Source organism: Reichenbachiella sp., assembly GCF_033344935.1.
Classification (GTDB): Bacteria; Bacteroidota; Bacteroidia; order Cytophagales; family Cyclobacteriaceae; genus Reichenbachiella.
Window position 1 is genome coordinate 1,235,212 of the sequence record NZ_JAWPMM010000001.1, and the last position, 16,273, is coordinate 1,251,484.

The following is a 16,273-nucleotide window of genomic DNA, read 5'->3' on the forward strand; positions in this document are numbered from 1 at the left end:
GCAAAGCTACTCAGATAGCCACTTGAAAAAGATTAGATGTGTCTCTTTTTGTCTTTAACTAAGTCGTACATCAATTCTCTGGCTCTGTGTAGTTGAGCTTTTACTGTCCCAAGAGGTGCATCCAAAGTTTTAGCGATTTCGTCGTAAGATAATTCATCAAAATATCTCAATCTTACTAGTCGCTGGTATTTTGGAGGAAGTTTAGACACGAACATCTGCACCAATTCCTTTTTCTGGGTATTAATAGCTTCGTCCTGAGGATTTCTGTTTTTGTCTTCTACATCAATAGTAACAGCTTCCCCACCGTCATCAGTGAAAGAGGTATTCAAACTGAATGTATTCAGTTTTTTCTTTCTGATAAAGTCGATGGTGTTATTAGTGGCAATTCTGAAAAGCCAGGTACTGAAGGTATAATCCTTTTTGAACTTATGAAGATTTTTGAAGGCCTTTGCAAATGCTTCAATAGTTAGATCTTCAGCGTCATCCGTATTCCGGATCATTTTCAAGATCATATGATAAACAGGCCTTTTGTATCGCTCCATGAGCTCTGCAAAAGCTTGTTCGTCACCTTCATTTACCGCATGATCAATGAGTTTAAAATCTTTTAGCGCCTTATCTGAAAATTGTTTTTTTATTTCTTCCATCTAACCTTCTTAGTGAATAACGCAATCGTGCCAAAAATAGATGCATATCCTGCGTACAAAATGTCCATCACGGGTACAAGCCAAATGTTCATACGGTAGCCGAACTTTTTGGATGTCGAATTGATCAAAATGGTTATAAATGACATTCTGAAAATCAACAATCCAGCAGGGATGAAATAGTTATTGGTTTGTATGGCTAAAATAATCAAAGCCAACCAAAAAACTAGATTAGAGACATTTTGTAAGCCTAGTAGAATCTTATCTTTCAATCGGTAATATTTGCCTACAGACCAGTGACGTGTTTTTTGTTTCAAATAATCGCCCCAAGATGTTTTTGGAATGGAATAAGTAAGTGATTCGGACCCAAGTACCAATCTTGTATTTTTTTTGTTAGCTAATTCGTTGATGAGTAGATCGTCATCCCCTCCTGTAATGTGTTGAATTTTGCTAAAGCCTTTATTGTTTAGAAAAGCAGATTTTCGATAGGCAAGATTTCTACCTACTCCCATATAGGGATTTCCAGCCAATGCAAATCCGACATAGTTCATAGCGGTCCATTGTGTCTCAAACTGGATGAAATGACCTAGTAGGCCATTTCCTTTTTCATAGGGAGACAAACCTATTACGAAATCGGTATCCTTGGTAAAAGGCCCCGTCATTTCTTTAATCCACTGTTTGGATGATGGCTTGCAGTCAGCGTCAGTCAATAATAAAATATCATTTGAAGCAGCCTTGATGCCCATAGTAAGGGCGAACTTCTTTGCATTGATGTGATCATGAACCTGATCTACTCTGGCAAATTTGAGTTTGTCTGATTGGTTTTCAAGTAGATAGTCGTACGTGCCATCGTCCGATCGGTCGTCAACAATGATGACCTCAAAATCATTGTGTTCTTGATTGAGCAATTCGGGAATTAATGCTTTTAGATTTTTGAGTTCGTTGTGCGCACATACGATCACAGAAACGGGTTGTTCTCTTTTGGCTTTGGGTTTGAAACTCAGAACTTTAACCAAAATGACCAGCCAATAAATTGTCAAAATCACCAATGACCCCACTACCACAGCCAATACAATATCACTCATGCATTCTCCTATTTGAAATTGGTGGCAAAGATATGCGTCTGAGTGAAAAGATTATTTTATAAATCAACCTATTTTTGCCCGCAACATGAATTTCGAATTACTTCAGAAGGATCCCAAGTCTAAAGCCAGGGCAGGCAAAATCACGACCGACCATGGTGAGATAGAAACACCTATTTTTATGCCAGTGGGTACTGCTGGTACAGTCAAGGCATTGCATCAGCGAGAGCTGAAAGAAGATGTGAAGGCTGAGATCATATTGGGTAATACCTATCATTTGTATCTACGTCCTGGGCTTGATGTCATAGAGTCAGCAGGTGGTTTGCATAAATTCAATGGTTGGGACCGCCCGATGTTGACAGATAGCGGAGGATATCAGGTTTATTCGCTAAAAGACCGCAGAAAAATCACCGAAGAAGGGGTTAAGTTTCAGTCGCATATTGACGGATCGCGTCACAATTTCACACCTGAAAATGTAATGGATATACAACGCATAATTGGTGCGGATATCATCATGGCATTTGACGAATGTACACCTTACCCATGCGATAGAAAGTATGCTAAGAATTCTATGGACATGACTCATCGCTGGCTGAAAAGATGTTGTGATCGTTTTGACGAAACTGAACCAAAATATGGATACAATCAGACCTTATTTCCTATTGTGCAGGGAAGTACCTATCATGACCTAAGAACTGAATCAGCTGAGACTATTGCTTCTTTTGGAAGAGAAGGAAATGCTATAGGAGGCCTTTCTGTAGGGGAGCCGGCTGAAATGATGTATGAGTCTGCCGACTTGGTGTGTAGCATCTTACCAGAAGATAAACCCAGATATTTAATGGGTGTGGGAACACCAAGCAACCTTATCGAATGTATCGCATTGGGTGTAGACATGTTCGATTGTGTTTTGCCGACAAGAAATGCCAGACATGGTGTGCTTTACACTTCAGAGGGCATAATTAATATCAAAAATGAAAAATGGGAGAAAGACTTTTCCCCCATTGATCCCAATCTTGCTGGGCATGTTGATATAAATTATTCGAAGGCATATCTGAGACACCTCATTCGTACAGGAGAAATGTTGGGTGCTCAAATCGCTAGTATTCACAATCTTTCTTTCTTTTTGTGGTTGGTGAAAGAGGCTAGGGCACATATTTTGCAGGGTGATTTCTCCACTTGGAAAAACACTATATTGCCGAAGCTTTCCAATAGACTATAATCATTGATTAGTGAAACTGCTCGATAAGTACATACTATCTAAATTTCTTAAGACCTACGTTTTTGTGGTAGGGCTTTTGGTGGTGGTCATCATGGTTATTGACTTCACTGAAAAGAATGAAAAGTACATCAAGAATGACGTACCAGCGGAAGCTATTATTCAATACTATATGGCTTTTGCGCCGTGGATTGCCAATCTGATATCACCCATTACTGTCTTCATCACAACCGTATTGGTAACCTCTGGTATGGCTGTGAAAACCGAGATTGTAGCGATTTTATCCGGTGGCGTAAGTTTTCGTCGAATGTTGGTGCCTTACTTGATTGGTGCAAGTCTTGTTGCTTGTGTTAGTTTTTATGCCAACGGATGGTTGATCCCGAATTCGGAGAAGTATAGAATTGGATTTGAAATCGAGTATTTGAAAAAGCCTTTCTATTTTAATGAAAGGGATATTCATCTCAAGGTAGCAGAAAACGACTACATCTATATTCAGCGTTATAATAATCGAACAGAATCGGCTTATCGAGTGACCATGGAACGAATTGTGGATAATAGGTTAGAGGCTAAGCTTTTTGCAAAAAAAATGACTTGGAATGATTCACTTCAGACTTGGAGGTTTAGAAATTGGGAAAAAAGAGAACTGAAAACTTTCGGAGAAGTAATGACCAAGGGCGAGGATTTAGATTCTGCGTTCAACCTATCGCCAGCGGATTTCGATAGTAAGTATCAGCTAAATGCTACCATGAACATGAACGAACTAGAGGAGTATATTGCTTTGTTGAAGTCCAGAGGCTCTAGTGAGGTAGGCCTCTATGAGATCGAAAAATACATTAGATATATGCTGCCATTTACGGCTATCATATTAACCTTGATGGGCGTGTCGGTATCCGCTGAAAAATCTACCAGAGGTGGAGCAGGCTTCAAAATTGCGCTGGGTTTCGTTATTGCCTTTGTATTTATCTTACTCTTTGTACTAGTAAAAGCCATTGCCGAAGCGGGATCTATGCATCCGATATTGGCTATCTGGATACCTAATATCGTGGGCTTAGTGGCCGCACTTGTGATGTATCGATTCGTGCCCAAATGATTGATTATGTCGGCGAATAAAATGCCATCTATGTTGAGTGCCTATCTCCAATTACACTTTATTGTGTTCATTTGGGGCTTTACTGCTATTCTGGGCAAGTTGATAGAAATACCACCCGTGGAGGTCGTTTTTTATCGAACATTGATGGCGAGTGTGGGATTGTTTATTCTTTTGAAGTGGAGGAAATTGCCCATTCAAGTACCGAGAAAGGAGCTATGGATCATACTTGGTACTGGTTTACTCATTGCTGTTCACTGGATACTTTTCTTCTTGGCCGCAAGGATATCGAACGTTTCAGTTTGTCTGGCTGGTATGGCCACAGCATCTCTTTGGACTAGTTTTATAGATCCTATCGTAAATAAAAGGAAAGTCAAATTCTATGAGCCAATTGTGGCTATCATATCAGTTATAGGTATTGTAGTAGTATTTCAATCTACCATTGATGCTGCGATGGGTTTTATCGTAGCGATTATGTCTGCTTTCTTAGCTGCTGTATTTACGGTTATTAATGGTAAACTGGTGGCCAAACAAAATCATTTTACTATCACTTATTATGAAATGGTAGGCGCTTGTGCCACTGTAGTCCTTTTCTTTCCTATCTATGGATATTGGTTTGCTGACGATGGTCTGGCTTTGACTCTGACTACTCATGATTTTTTATACCTGCTTATATTGAGTATGGTTTGTACCGTCTATGCGTATTCTATAGCTGTCAAATTGATGCAACGTCTAACGGCGTTTGCTATCAACTTGACTATTAACTTAGAGCCTGTTTATGGAATTACGGTAGCTGTTTTTTTATTTGGAGGTGATGAAAAAATGGACAACAATTTTTACTGGGGAACCTCAATTATTGTACTATCGGTGATTATGTATCCTTTGCTTCGAAGGTATTTTGAAGGAAAAAATATCAAAAGAGATATTGTCAGATAGGCATCATTTACTGTGATTTTCTTAGAGCATTTTTCATTTGTCGAAGAAATGACCCAATTCATCGATAAAAAAGTTTGATTCCTCCAAAATTTTCTATACTTTAGAATTACAAAATTCCAAAAATCAGACTGACCTAATTCAGTTTATGAAACCATCCCACCCAGGATGGTTTTATTTTTCCTCCCGATTTTCTAAAACCCCCACTTCGATATAAGACGGCTTTACTCCTGATCGACCTACAAAATGCTTGGCTTTTACAAAGTCTTCGGGCTTAGCCTCAAAAATGTTTTCAACATAAGTTTGTGGGTTGATGTCAACCATTGGAAACCAGGAACTTTGTACCTGAACCATAATTTGATGCCCTTTTTTGAAGGTATGGAGCACATCCTGTAGCGGCAACTTAATAACTTCCTCTTTTTTCGGGACAAAAGCTTCAGGGCGTTCATAGCTGTTTCGAAACCTGCCTCTGATCACCTCGCTTCTTACCATTTGATGATATCTTTTCATGGATACATCTGGCTGATGTGGGAATGGAGCATGGCTACTTGGGTATACATCGATGAGTTTGACTACCCAATCTGCCGCAGTCTGATCTGTTTTTACAACTAAGTTGGCCAATAATGAACCTGCTATGGTCAAGTCTTCTTCAAGCGGTGATGAGAGGTAATAAAGAACATCAGGTCGATCGTTGACAAAACTTTGATCATCAGTCATGTAAGACTTAGGCATTCCTATATGATCATCGGCTATAAAAGGAACTGGATTTGAAGGATCACTCTCAAATATATCAACGCCAAATTGGTTGTCTCCAGGAGGGGTTTGTGATAGTCTCTTTTTTTCTTTGAAATAGAATTTTACTTTTTTAAGGTTTTTCGGAGGCCAAGTATCAAAGGTTTTCCACTCGTTTGTACCTGTTTGGAACATGTAGGCTTCTGGAATTTTATTTTCTCCTCTGCCTTTGAGATGATAAGCAAAGAATGGTTCTATGATGTTGTCATTGTAAAAATTGGATGTCTTCGAACCAAAGTGAACATTGCCCAGCACATCTCCATCTGTTCTTCTCCAGCCTCCGTGACCCCAGGGCCCCATTACAAGCGTGTTGTTGATGCCAGGATTGTTTTTTTCCACAGTTTCATAAATTTTTAAAGGCCCATACAAATCCTCAGCATCAAACCATCCGCCAACTGTAAGTACCGCGCAGTTTACATTCTTAAGGTGTGGAAGAATGTTTCGGTCTTGCCAGAAATCATCATAGTTGGGGTGTGCTACCAGATCATTCCAAAAAGAAATGCTATCTCCTAAATAGTTTTCTTTGGCCAATGAAATGGGTGTTATGGCTTTAAAGAATGCATAGCCGTCATTTGTTCCATGTTTGAACTTTGGGTTTTTTACCATCGTTGGTCCTGAGCGAGGCCTGCCGAAACTTGAGAAGAAGTTGAATGCATGAGGGTAAAAGAATGCTCCATGATGATGAAAATCATCAAAAAACCAGTCGGCAATGGGCGCCTGTGGTGAAACTGCTACTAACGCAGGATGGGAATTGATCATGCCTGCGGCTGTGTAAAATCCCGGGTAGGATATGCCCCACTGTCCTACTTTACCGTTGTGGTTGTCCACATTCTCTAGAAGCCACTCAATCGTATCGAAAGTATCCAGGCTTTCATCAGTTCTTCTTTTGTGAGGTGTCATATCCACGAATTGACCCTCTGACATATGTTTTCCCCGAACGTCTTGATATACAAAAATGTATTTGTCCCTAGTCATGCGCATATTAGGCCCGAGGTCGATTTTGTAATTGTTTTCACCATATGGTTGAATCGCATAGGGCGTGCGATACATGATGATCGGATATTGTTCGGAAGAGTCTTTTGGTGTGTATATGGCTGTAAATAGTTTAGTGCCATCTCGCATCGGTATGTACACTTCTTTTTTCGTGTAATTTTTATACACAAAAGCAGAATCTTCAGCTGGAGTAAATGGAATATAGGGTTCTCGTTCTGAACTACAACTAGTGATTAGAAGTAGAAAGGCGAATGAAACGGCTAAGTATTTATTTATGGTATTCATCATAATTTTTAGGCTAAATAGAGCTTTCCAAGATACCAGCCCAATCCTGCGGCTCCAAGGCCTAGAATAAGACTAAGTCCCATATAGATAAAAGCAGAGCTGATGTTGTTGGTAACAAGCAAATCAACATTTTCCACACTAAAAGTGGAAAAAGTGGTGAACCCACCACAGAAACCGGAAGTTAATAAGACAAAATAGGATCTGTCCATTTTGCCAGAATAGTGTAACAAAAGACCCAATAGAAAAGGCCCAATTACATTGACCAGCAGTGTTCCTGAAGGAGCAATGGTAGGGGTGTATTTGAGCGCCCATTGCGATATTAGAAACCTTAGTATGCTTCCCAGCATTCCACCAACTCCGACAAATAGGGCTAATCTGATCATTTTTCTAATTTCTTAAATTTCTTCTTGAGATAATTGAGTGTTTTATCGTACTCAGTGTTTTCTTGCTTACTCATCACTAATTGTTTGCCTGATAATAATTTGATAGTAAGCTCCTCGTATAGTCCTCCATAAGTTTTAATGGAGGTGTGAAACCAGTGATCTATGTCTTTTCCAGTGAATGAGATTTTTTTAAATTTGAAAGGGAACCTTGCTTCAAATTTTTCTTTTGACACCTTGATTGTTTTAAGGGAAAAAAGAATTTTCAACAGCACCAGCAAACCTATGGGGCCAGAGGTGTAAATTAAAATAAACCACCAGAGTCGATCAGTAGCAGACTGAATCTGTACGATGCCATAAATGAAAAGGCCAAAGGCAATGAATATGAATAATCCGACAGAAAATAGTGTGCCTATTTTTGGTTTTGAAACGATCATTTATTTTTTATTTGATCGGTAAAATTATGGATATGGGCCAATATTTCTTCAAAAAAAGCCTGAAATTCCTTTTCAAATCTGTCGTAATCATCGGTGAGATTTTTGACAGCTTTTTCCATGCCTGATTTAAATGAAGTTCGTCGGGCCATTCCGCTCAAAGCGAATTGAATGCCTTCTAAGAATTGATAATTATACAGCCAGTCTCCAGTTTCCATATAGCCGAGTAGATAGCTGCACCTTTCTGGAAGGAGTGATTGGTTGTTTCGAAGTAGTTTGTAATGTCTTTGACAGAATGTTTTCAAGTCTTCTTGCGAATAATCTGACCAGTTTTTTGATAAGAAGTGATCATAATAGACATCCATTATTACCCCTGCATAATGACGGTATTCAACAGCCAACCTTCTTTTCCCTTCTAAGAAGATCGGGTGATTATCGGCATAACTATCAATTTCACGATGAATAAGAATACCCTGTTGCACGTCTTCAGGGTACTCCAAATATTTTTTACCCTTAACGAAGTCTGCAATAAAATTTCCAATAGTGATTGGTTCGTTGTCAAAAGAAAGATATAAATGGGATAGATAGTTCATTCGAAGATAATATAGGCCTTTTCCTCTGATTTCTTATATTTGTTAAAATCAAAACCAGCTGGTCATGTCAAAATCACATCTCAATATTCTTGTTCAACTTGCTAAGGTAGATGGCATCGTCGTGCAGGAGGAAGTCGATCTCATCAATGAGGTGGGGAAGGCTAATGGCATGACTGAGGAGGAGATTGCATCTTCTTTTGAGGAAGAACTGCCCATCGGAGATTTGTCGACCCTGACAGATGATGAAAAATATGATTTGATTTACTCGATTGTCCAATTGATGAAAATCGATGGGAAGCTGTACAACGAAGAGATTAAGTTTTGTGCGAAAATGTCTGCCAAGCTTGGCTACGAAGAAGATGTTTTATTTGAACTCATGCTGAAGATCTATGCAGACCCTGATCTTTGTGCAGATAAAGAATCATTAAAAAAACAAATTCAGAAGTTTCTCATTCCTTGAAAGTGATATCAGGTGCGCTTGATTTCGTAGATTGTAAAGATTAACTCCCATTTCTTTTGCTTCGGCTTCAAATTTATTGGAGTAATTGTAACCGTTAGTGTTGTCTAGAATTACTTCTTGAAAGTCTACATTTTCATCTAGATTCGCTAGGGATTGAATGGACTGATTTGAGATAATGACTATGTCTGCTCGGAGACGAAACTTTATCTCTTCTTCATTAAATGGTTGCGAAAAAAACAAAAGCTTTTTTCCTTCAAATACTTCCATTTTGGCAAAGTCACTTAACTGCATGTTTATGATTTGGGGAGACTGCGGTTTTGGTAGAAGACGATGTATTCGGAAGGGTGCAACGTGATTTACTTGCTTGCGAAAATCAGATAAAGAATCAGGTGACATCAAACCAGCTTCAAAGCTTTGAATTCGATCAATTAATGGTACGTGGCTGGTCGTCGAATAGAAGATCAGTTGCTTCGCTTTGAATTGGTGTAGTATGGATGAAACTCTATCAAGACTAAAGGCTACTACAACTATACAAATAACCCATGCGTAGGTTGCTTTTCTATACTTCATCATAGCAAAAAATGCCATGATGAAGATATAAATCAAAATGGTCTGGAATTCTGAAATATATATCCAATCTATAACACTTCCATCAAGTAGCTCTACTTGACGAACGGTCCAACTCATGAATAAAACTACTTTTTCAAGTAGCCAAGCTATCCAAGTAATGATAGGACTTAACACTAAGGTCGAAATACCGAGAATCATAACGGCAAAGGCAGCAGGGATGACTACCAGGTTGGCTAATAAAAAGTATGTTGGAAATTGGTTGAAATAAAATAAACTAAGCGGAAATGTGGATACTTGTGCAGCAATCGATACACAGATTAATTTCCAGAAGTAGTCTCCCACCCAATTATCAATATCCCAAAGAGAATAGATTTTTGGGTATATGTATACAATCCCCGCTACTGCCAGAAAGGAAAGCTGAAAGCCAATATTGAATAAGTAATAAGGATCCAGCCAGAGTAAAACAAAGGCAGCAAATGCTAAGGAATTAAATATTTGGCCTCTTCGGTTTAAAATTTGAGCGAATATGATAATGCTAAACATAGAGACCGCCCGCAAGATGGATGGAGAAAAGCCAGTCAATAGAGCGTATAGCCAGAGTGTAGCTATACTGATTGTGGGTATAAGAAAGCGTTTGAGGTCACCCGGGGGCAATCCTCTAAAAAGCCAGGTGAGCAAGAAATAGATGATCGAAACATGAAGACCAGACACGGCCAGTACATGCATAGCTCCTGCGGCAGCATAGGCTTCTTTGGTTTCAGGGTCTAACTGGTCTTTGATTCCCAGAAGTAGAGCTAATACTATGGCTTGTTCATTTGTTCCCCTAATTTGTGATTTAATAGTTTTTTCAAAATGAGATCTCACCCTATAGACTGCGTACATCAACTGATTACCCTGGTCCTTTTTTAATAACTTAATTTGGCTCGATGAGACAAAATGCTGAAAATGAATGTGCTGATCAGCCATATATTTACTGAAATCAAATTCATAGGGATTCTTCGCATTTAACATCAATGAAGGAGACCCGGTAATGAGTATTTTATCTCCGTAATTCAAGTTCTGAGAGGGGATACTGTCTTTTTTCTCATAGAGTAAAAGCCTAGCTGGCGACTTTAAATAAATAGTATCAGTCAACCCCAGATCTAGATCCACTTGGTAAATATGATATTTCTCTTTGTTCTTAGGGTAGGAAGTAACGGTCCCTATATAAGCTTGACATTGGGGCCATTGGGTATAGCTTGTGGCTTTTGAATCGAACAAATCTACCTGTTCATATCGTAAGGTTCCTAGCAGAAAGATTGAGATCAATAGTAGGTTGCCCCAAATGAGATTGGATGACTTTTTGAAAAGAATTTTTCCTAAAAATGCGGCTATAAAAAGGATTAATACTAGCCAAAGACAAATATTTTCAGAAGGAGAGAAACCAAAGCGTGCGGCTATGACTCCTAGTATGAGTGCAAAAGTAATTCGAAAGAAGGGATGGTTGGTCCAAAAAGACATTTCAAATCATTACTTGAAATGCTGCTGCCTAAATCTACTTAATTATTAGAAAATGAAGGTTGCTACCCTGCATTTTCTTCTTTGTCGTAGGCTTCTATAATCGAACGGACCAGCTTATGACGGATGACATCTTTGCCATCCAGTTCGATAAAACCAATGTCCTTGATATTTTTCAGGATTTTTAGTGATTCAGCCAACCCTGACTTTTGTTTGGTAGGGAGATCTATTTGTGACATATCTCCAGTTACAATCACTTTGGAGTTGGGTCCCATACGTGTCAAAAACATTTTGATTTGCATAGGCGTAGTGTTTTGAGCTTCATCCAATAAAATGAATGCGTCATTCAATGTTCGACCTCGCATATAGGCAAGAGGGGCTATTTCAATCACTCCATTTTCCATATAATACCGAAGCTTTTCACCAGGTACCATATCGTGCAGTGCGTCATAGATTGGACGCAAATAGGGGTCAATTTTCTCTTTAAGGTCACCGGGAAGGAAACCTAAATTTTCTCCTGCTTCTACCGCCGGACGGGTAATTATGATTTTTTTGACATCTCTGTCTTTGAGGGCCTTTACTGCCAAAGCCACAGATATATAGGTCTTGCCTGTTCCTGCAGGTCCTATAGCAAATACGAGGTCCTTTTTACGAACCGCCTCTACGAGTTTCTTTTGGTTTTTTGATTTGGGAGCAATTTTAAAGCCTTTGGTCCCATAGACTAATACATCGGCATCGGAATCCACAAATTTGTCTTCCTCTTGATTGAGGTAAGTTTTGATTTGGTCGTTAGTGATTGTGCCGAATTTGTGATAATGTTCGACCAGAGAATTTAAAATGGCATTGATCTGTATGATCTCAGGTGAAGTACCCTGAATCCTAATTTCGTTGCCGCGTGATACTATTTTCGACTTAGGAAAGGCCGAAGCTATATCATTGATGTTTTGGTTTTCAACACCCAAAAATTCAGTGAGTGGAATGTTCTCTAGGGTAATAATTTTTTCTACCAAATGAAGTATCTAATTTGCGGTCAAATTATATTTTTGCTAGACAAAATAAACAGATTTTTCAATAGCTTGTATGGCCATCGTTACATTTCTTTCTGATTTCGGGCAATCCGATCATTACGTGGCTGCAGTGAAGGCAAGCATCTTGAAAGAAAACCCTAACATCAACATTGTAGACATTTCTCATCAAATTTCTGTCGGAGACGTAGGGCATGCAGCCTATGTGCTGGATGCTGTTTTTAGAGACTTTCCGGAAGGGACAGTGCATCTTTTTGCGGTTTCAAATACGACCAAGAGGATAGTCAAAAATGTTGCGGTGAAGTTGGAAAATCATATATTCATTGGCGAGGATTCTGGTTTGATTTCTTTGTTGAGTGAAGAACGACCGGCAGCTGTGGTAGATATCAATGGGGTTAAGCCTGTGAGATCGCCTTTCATAGCTAAGACTTTGTTTGGGCCATTGGCGGGAAAAGTGGCTAGTGGAAAGAATATTCAGGATTTTGGTAAGCGATTAGAAGATATAGAAAGGTTGATGCCTTCAAGAGCAAAAGCCACCAAGAAGCAAATTGCGGGTAATGTGATTCGAATTGATCACTATGGCAATTTGATTACCAATATCATGAAGACAGACTTTGATGCCATCTGGAAGATCAATGATAATTTCCCTTACGTAATCAATTTTAGAAGGGAGAAGGTTTTGCAATTGCATAACCATTATTCCGACGTGACTTCTGGTGAGTGTTTTGTACTATTCAACTCAATGGGTCGACTGCAAATTGGTATCAATCAGGGCAGGGGCTCTGAACTCCTTGGTCTGATGATAGGAGATCAAGTATTTATCGACTTTACTTTAGACACATGATCATAAGGATAGTAAGAATGACTTTTAAGGAGGAAGCTGTAGCGCAGTTTTTAAAAATATTTGATAGCAGCAAAGAGAAAATCAGGTCGTTTCCTGGTTGTCAACACTTACAGTTACTTGCTGATGCTCATTCTATGAATGTGTTTTCCACCTATAGCATTTGGGAACGGGAAGAAGATCTAAATCAATACCGAAATTCAGCGCTATTTGGTCAGGTTTGGCCAGAAACTAAGCGATTATTCGAAGCACCTCCTGTCGCACATTCGTATATTCAAAAAATAAAATTGGATTGATTGTCCTTCACGTATTGATTTCTTGAAAATCTTTAGATATGTTTGCATCCCTTTTGAAAGAGAGGATACCAGATCGCAACTTTTTAGCAATAAAAAGTTGGCTCAAATGCCCAGGTGGCGGAACTGGTAGACGCGCTAGACTCAAACTCTAGTGGCTTCACGGCCGTGCCGGTTCGATTCCGGCCCTGGGTACACAGACCCCTGATAATCCATTGATTGTCAGGGGTTTTGTCTTTTTAGGGTGGCAAATTTGGTGGCAAAACTTTTTTAAAAAACTATATTTTACTCGATTGAGCTTGAATATGTTATTCAAATATGATTTTCGATAATACTGATAAATTTTTTTCCAGTTTCATTTAAAGAGTAATGAAGACCACCAGTCATACCTCCAAATTGGACTTTTCCGCTCATTGATATTAATTGAATAATTCCTAATCCAAGAACAGCAGATGCTTGTTCAGAGCTAATTATTTTTTTTGTCGTGAGTTTCTTTAGATCTGAAATATGGGCTAAGTTGATGATGTTTGAGAATTTGAAAAATTCATCTAGACTTATCATTTTATTTCCAAATGCCGAAAATAAGATTGATAGCAGTTTTGGTTTTTTATCTCCGTTAGTTTTGTCAATTATTTCGAGGAGGATGAGCCCAAAGTTTTCAGAGTATTCTTTATCTGCTTCAATTCTAAGCATGATGTCATCCAATTCATTTTGAGTGAAATTTTCGATCTCCGATAAGAACTTTGCAACTTTTCTATAGAATATCTTGTCCTGAATGCTATTGCTTAATTTATAAAGACTGGTTATTGTGGAAATCAGTGGGATTTCCTTCAATACGTCGTTTTTTATTAAAGAGTCGATCCCTATTTCAGTAAAATCCGAAAGGATTTTCTTTGATTCCGGATTATTGAGACTTTTGGTAAGTGCTTTGGTGATATTCATTTATTAACTTTTGTAAGTTAATCGAATTCAATCTCAAAGTTAGTTTTTTAACGACTAGTCTATTCAGAATTGCCAAATGCCTAGAAAATCCTATGATTTATTGTCTAGATTTTCCCTGTGTATTTTTTGGAACCAACCAATGAGTTCGTTTTGGGTAATGGGATCTCTATCTGTTAAATTTTTTGGAGCATCTTGGTTTCCGAAGTATTGAACTGACAGGCTGTACATTTTTGAAGGGTCAATGACTAACTTCAAATAATCATAATAAGTTTGATCAAATCCAGATTTGTATGGCTCTGGTTGACTTGTGCTTCTTACTGTAGAGCTAAAAATATTCAGAAGCCTCATCAAGTTTTTTGGCCCTTCTTCTATGAATTGGATCATTAGTTTTGATATCTCAGCAGTATTTTGTTTCCCCCAAAAAATTAATAGATGCATTAAATTGGTTTCTTCTAACTCTTCAAACAGTTCTTTTAAACTGAATTTCTTTTTACTCCTGTTCAAAATTATTGTACCTAATTCGGTCGATTCTTCTTTGGACAAAGGCTTTATAGTGGTAGATTTTTCCCGAATTTGTAGCATTCTCCAGATTTCCCAGCCAAAATCTATAGGTTGGGCTTTTTGTAAGATATTTTTTGCAAGAATGATTCTTTTTGAATGATCATTTTTCTCTGTCAACCTAGCTAGATAAGCGGCCATTTGAGAATATATCCCGTAGTAGCCAAAGAATCCATTATCGTTAGGGTATAGGTCACCTAATTTTGCTAAATTTTGACACAAAAGTTCTGCCTCATTTGGGTTTATTTGATCTTCTAAAAATTGAAATTTAAGAACCAGTTCGTCAATCTTCATATCTGAGAACAATTGTCTTAATTCATTCTGATTGTCATCGAAGTCTTTTGAACTTAGCTCTTCAATGAGGTTTTTGTATTTTATTTCAGATATGTCGTCTGCAGCTACTGAAAAACTGAAATATCTATCAAAATGACGAGGTGAGCAAATTCTCATTTGTTCGTACCATTCTTTGCGTTCATAACGGCTCCAGGAATGCAAATCATAAACAGCTCTTAATTGAGGAAATAATTCCTTGACTATTTCAATTATTTGATTGTTTTCAAAACAGTTGAGTGTTCCTAAACTGTCAATTCTAGATTTGATTAATTCCCCTTCACTATCGTTTCGGTTGTATTGGTTTTCATCACTATAGTTTTTGGTTAGAAGGTCACCGTTTTCTCTTATGGCATTGTATAATTTCGGAGCAATAGCTTTAATGCATTCGATAATTAGTAAGTCAATTGTATTGACCTCATCCTTCAGCAATGGAAGGATAAAGCTCAAAGAATTTGAATATCTAATAGAAACCCTTGGCGTATCTATATAAGGAAGCATTCTCTTGTCAAAGAATTCTACGAATCTATATACTTCATCGTCATTTAGAGATATGTTATTTTTTGCCAATATGCTATTTAACAGCTCGTTTGTAAATGTCTTTAACTGTGATTTTCTAGCTAAAGGTATGCTTAACGGCACCTGGATAATTTTCTCCAGAAATTCATGTCCTCCCTTGGCGTATTGTTTATCAAGGGATTTTGCGACTAATTCATCATCAAAGGCCAAGACATAAATGGTGTTTTTGAAATCTGCGGTTAGCTTAACAAGTCGAAAAATGTGTTGTATTTCAGAAATTTTTAGTCTGTCAATATCGTCTATGAAAATAACGACCTTTATGTCTGATTCTTGAAGAAGCTTATCGACTTTTGTTTTTAACTCTTCAATAGTTTTTTCAGGAAACTTAGCCTTAAAAAAATTTAATACCTTCTCTCCAAAGGTCAGTCCAGCAAATGAGCTTATTGATCCGATTAGTTCAGAATATTCTTTGATTAGCTCAACCAATTTTTCACCTTTTGATTTTAGTGATTTTTTGAGAGTTTGTCCTAATATTTCGAAAAAGGATTGCAGTAATTGCTGCTCAGAGGAGAAAAGCCATGGATTGAATTTTAGGGTAGCAAGGTTTTCAGAAGATTGTAAATTGGATTCTACGAAATTGATTACAGATGATTTGCCTTCCCCCCATTTTCCATAAACCCCAATAGTTAGAGAGTCATTTGGCTCATAGCTGGATATTGTTTTTGCCAACCTTTCAGCGAAAACAAAGCGTTGGAATCTGTCATCCTCTTTTCGACTTATTGGATTATCTGATAGCATTGAT

General features: G+C 38.1%; 16 protein-coding genes and 1 tRNA gene. 7 read left to right on the top strand and 10 right to left on the bottom strand.

Features of this window, described 5'->3' with window-relative positions; translation table 11 throughout:
* Positions 1-32 precede the first annotated feature (32 nt).
* Positions 33-644, bottom strand: a complete 612-nt coding sequence (locus tag R8N23_RS05325; RefSeq protein WP_318170530.1) for an RNA polymerase sigma factor — start codon at positions 642-644, stop codon at positions 33-35.
* A complete protein-coding gene (locus tag R8N23_RS05330; protein WP_318170531.1) occupies positions 632-1,726 on the bottom strand; it encodes a glycosyltransferase in 1,095 nt (364 codons plus the stop codon). The genes R8N23_RS05325 and R8N23_RS05330 overlap by 13 nt, the downstream gene beginning before the upstream one ends.
* A gap of 85 nt (positions 1,727-1,811) precedes the next feature.
* Between R8N23_RS05330 and tgt the strand changes: the two genes are divergently transcribed.
* Genes tgt through R8N23_RS05345 form a run of 3 tightly spaced genes read left to right on the top strand, consistent with a single transcriptional unit; the run spans position 1,812 to position 4,962 of the window.
* On the top strand, positions 1,812-2,942 hold the full coding sequence (gene tgt / locus R8N23_RS05335; protein WP_318170532.1) for a tRNA guanosine(34) transglycosylase Tgt: 1,131 nt from the start codon (positions 1,812-1,814) through the stop codon (positions 2,940-2,942).
* Between the two features lie 10 nt (positions 2,943-2,952).
* A complete protein-coding gene (locus R8N23_RS05340) occupies positions 2,953-4,029 on the top strand; it encodes an LptF/LptG family permease (protein WP_318170533.1) in 1,077 nt (358 codons plus the stop codon).
* 6 nt (positions 4,030-4,035) lie between these two features.
* Positions 4,036-4,962, top strand: a complete 927-nt coding sequence (locus R8N23_RS05345) for a DMT family transporter (protein ID WP_318170534.1) — start codon at positions 4,036-4,038, stop codon at positions 4,960-4,962.
* Positions 4,963-5,133: 171 nt separating this feature from the next.
* On the opposite strand, the gene R8N23_RS05350 is transcribed toward R8N23_RS05345, so the two are convergent.
* From R8N23_RS05350 to R8N23_RS05365, 4 genes are read right to left on the bottom strand one after another with little or no spacing between them, the layout of a single operon-like run.
* Positions 5,134-7,032 (bottom strand): CocE/NonD family hydrolase, encoded by a 1,899-nt coding sequence (locus R8N23_RS05350; protein ID WP_318170535.1) that lies wholly within the window; start codon positions 7,030-7,032, stop codon positions 5,134-5,136.
* Between the two features lie 5 nt (positions 7,033-7,037).
* Positions 7,038-7,412 carry a fluoride efflux transporter CrcB gene (gene crcB, locus R8N23_RS05355; protein WP_318170536.1) on the bottom strand — a complete coding sequence of 125 codons (375 nt, stop codon included), beginning with the start codon at positions 7,410-7,412 and terminating at the stop codon, positions 7,038-7,040.
* Positions 7,409-7,846, bottom strand: coding sequence for a hypothetical protein (locus R8N23_RS05360; protein WP_318170537.1), 438 nt, complete (start codon positions 7,844-7,846; stop codon positions 7,409-7,411). The genes crcB and R8N23_RS05360 overlap by 4 nt, the downstream gene beginning before the upstream one ends.
* Positions 7,843-8,436, bottom strand: a complete 594-nt coding sequence (locus R8N23_RS05365; RefSeq protein ID WP_318170538.1) for an ACP phosphodiesterase — start codon at positions 8,434-8,436, stop codon at positions 7,843-7,845. Before R8N23_RS05365 ends, R8N23_RS05360 begins: the two co-directional genes overlap by 4 nt.
* A 64-nt stretch (positions 8,437-8,500) precedes the next feature.
* Here R8N23_RS05365 and R8N23_RS05370 point away from each other — a divergent pair, with 64 nt between their 5' ends.
* Positions 8,501-8,896, top strand: coding sequence for a TerB family tellurite resistance protein (locus R8N23_RS05370; protein WP_318170539.1), 396 nt, complete (start codon positions 8,501-8,503; stop codon positions 8,894-8,896).
* Here R8N23_RS05370 and R8N23_RS05375 read toward each other — a convergent pair.
* Together R8N23_RS05375 and R8N23_RS05380 are read right to left on the bottom strand one after the other, a co-directional pair.
* Positions 8,861-10,966: a ComEC/Rec2 family competence protein gene (locus R8N23_RS05375; protein WP_318170540.1), complete on the bottom strand. Its 2,106-nt coding sequence runs from the start codon at positions 10,964-10,966 to the stop codon at positions 8,861-8,863. The genes R8N23_RS05370 and R8N23_RS05375 overlap by 36 nt on opposite strands.
* 62 nt (positions 10,967-11,028) lie before the next feature.
* On the bottom strand, positions 11,029-11,973 hold the full coding sequence (locus R8N23_RS05380; protein WP_318170541.1) for a PhoH family protein: 945 nt from the start codon (positions 11,971-11,973) through the stop codon (positions 11,029-11,031).
* 70 nt (positions 11,974-12,043) lie between these two features.
* Here R8N23_RS05380 and R8N23_RS05385 point away from each other — a divergent pair, with 70 nt between their 5' ends.
* The 3 genes from R8N23_RS05385 (at position 12,044) to R8N23_RS05395 (ending at position 13,317) form a co-directional block, all read left to right on the top strand.
* Entirely contained in the window at positions 12,044-12,832 is a 789-nt protein-coding gene (locus R8N23_RS05385; RefSeq protein ID WP_318170542.1) for an SAM-dependent chlorinase/fluorinase, read from the top strand.
* Positions 12,829-13,125, top strand: coding sequence for an antibiotic biosynthesis monooxygenase family protein (locus R8N23_RS05390; protein WP_318170543.1), 297 nt, complete (start codon positions 12,829-12,831; stop codon positions 13,123-13,125). The genes R8N23_RS05385 and R8N23_RS05390 overlap by 4 nt, the downstream gene beginning before the upstream one ends.
* Before the next feature lie 108 nt (positions 13,126-13,233).
* Positions 13,234-13,317, top strand: a tRNA-Leu gene (locus R8N23_RS05395).
* Positions 13,318-13,434: 117 nt separating this feature from the next.
* Here the strand turns inward: R8N23_RS05395 and R8N23_RS05400 are convergent.
* The gene (locus R8N23_RS05400) at positions 13,435-13,956 is read right to left on the bottom strand and encodes a hypothetical protein (RefSeq protein WP_318170544.1); all 522 of its coding nucleotides are present in this window, start codon (positions 13,954-13,956) and stop codon (positions 13,435-13,437) included.
* Between the two features lie 198 nt (positions 13,957-14,154).
* Positions 14,155-16,269, bottom strand: coding sequence for a P-loop NTPase fold protein (locus tag R8N23_RS05405; RefSeq protein ID WP_318170545.1), 2,115 nt, complete (start codon positions 16,267-16,269; stop codon positions 14,155-14,157).
* Between the last annotated feature and the right edge of the window lie 4 nt (positions 16,270-16,273).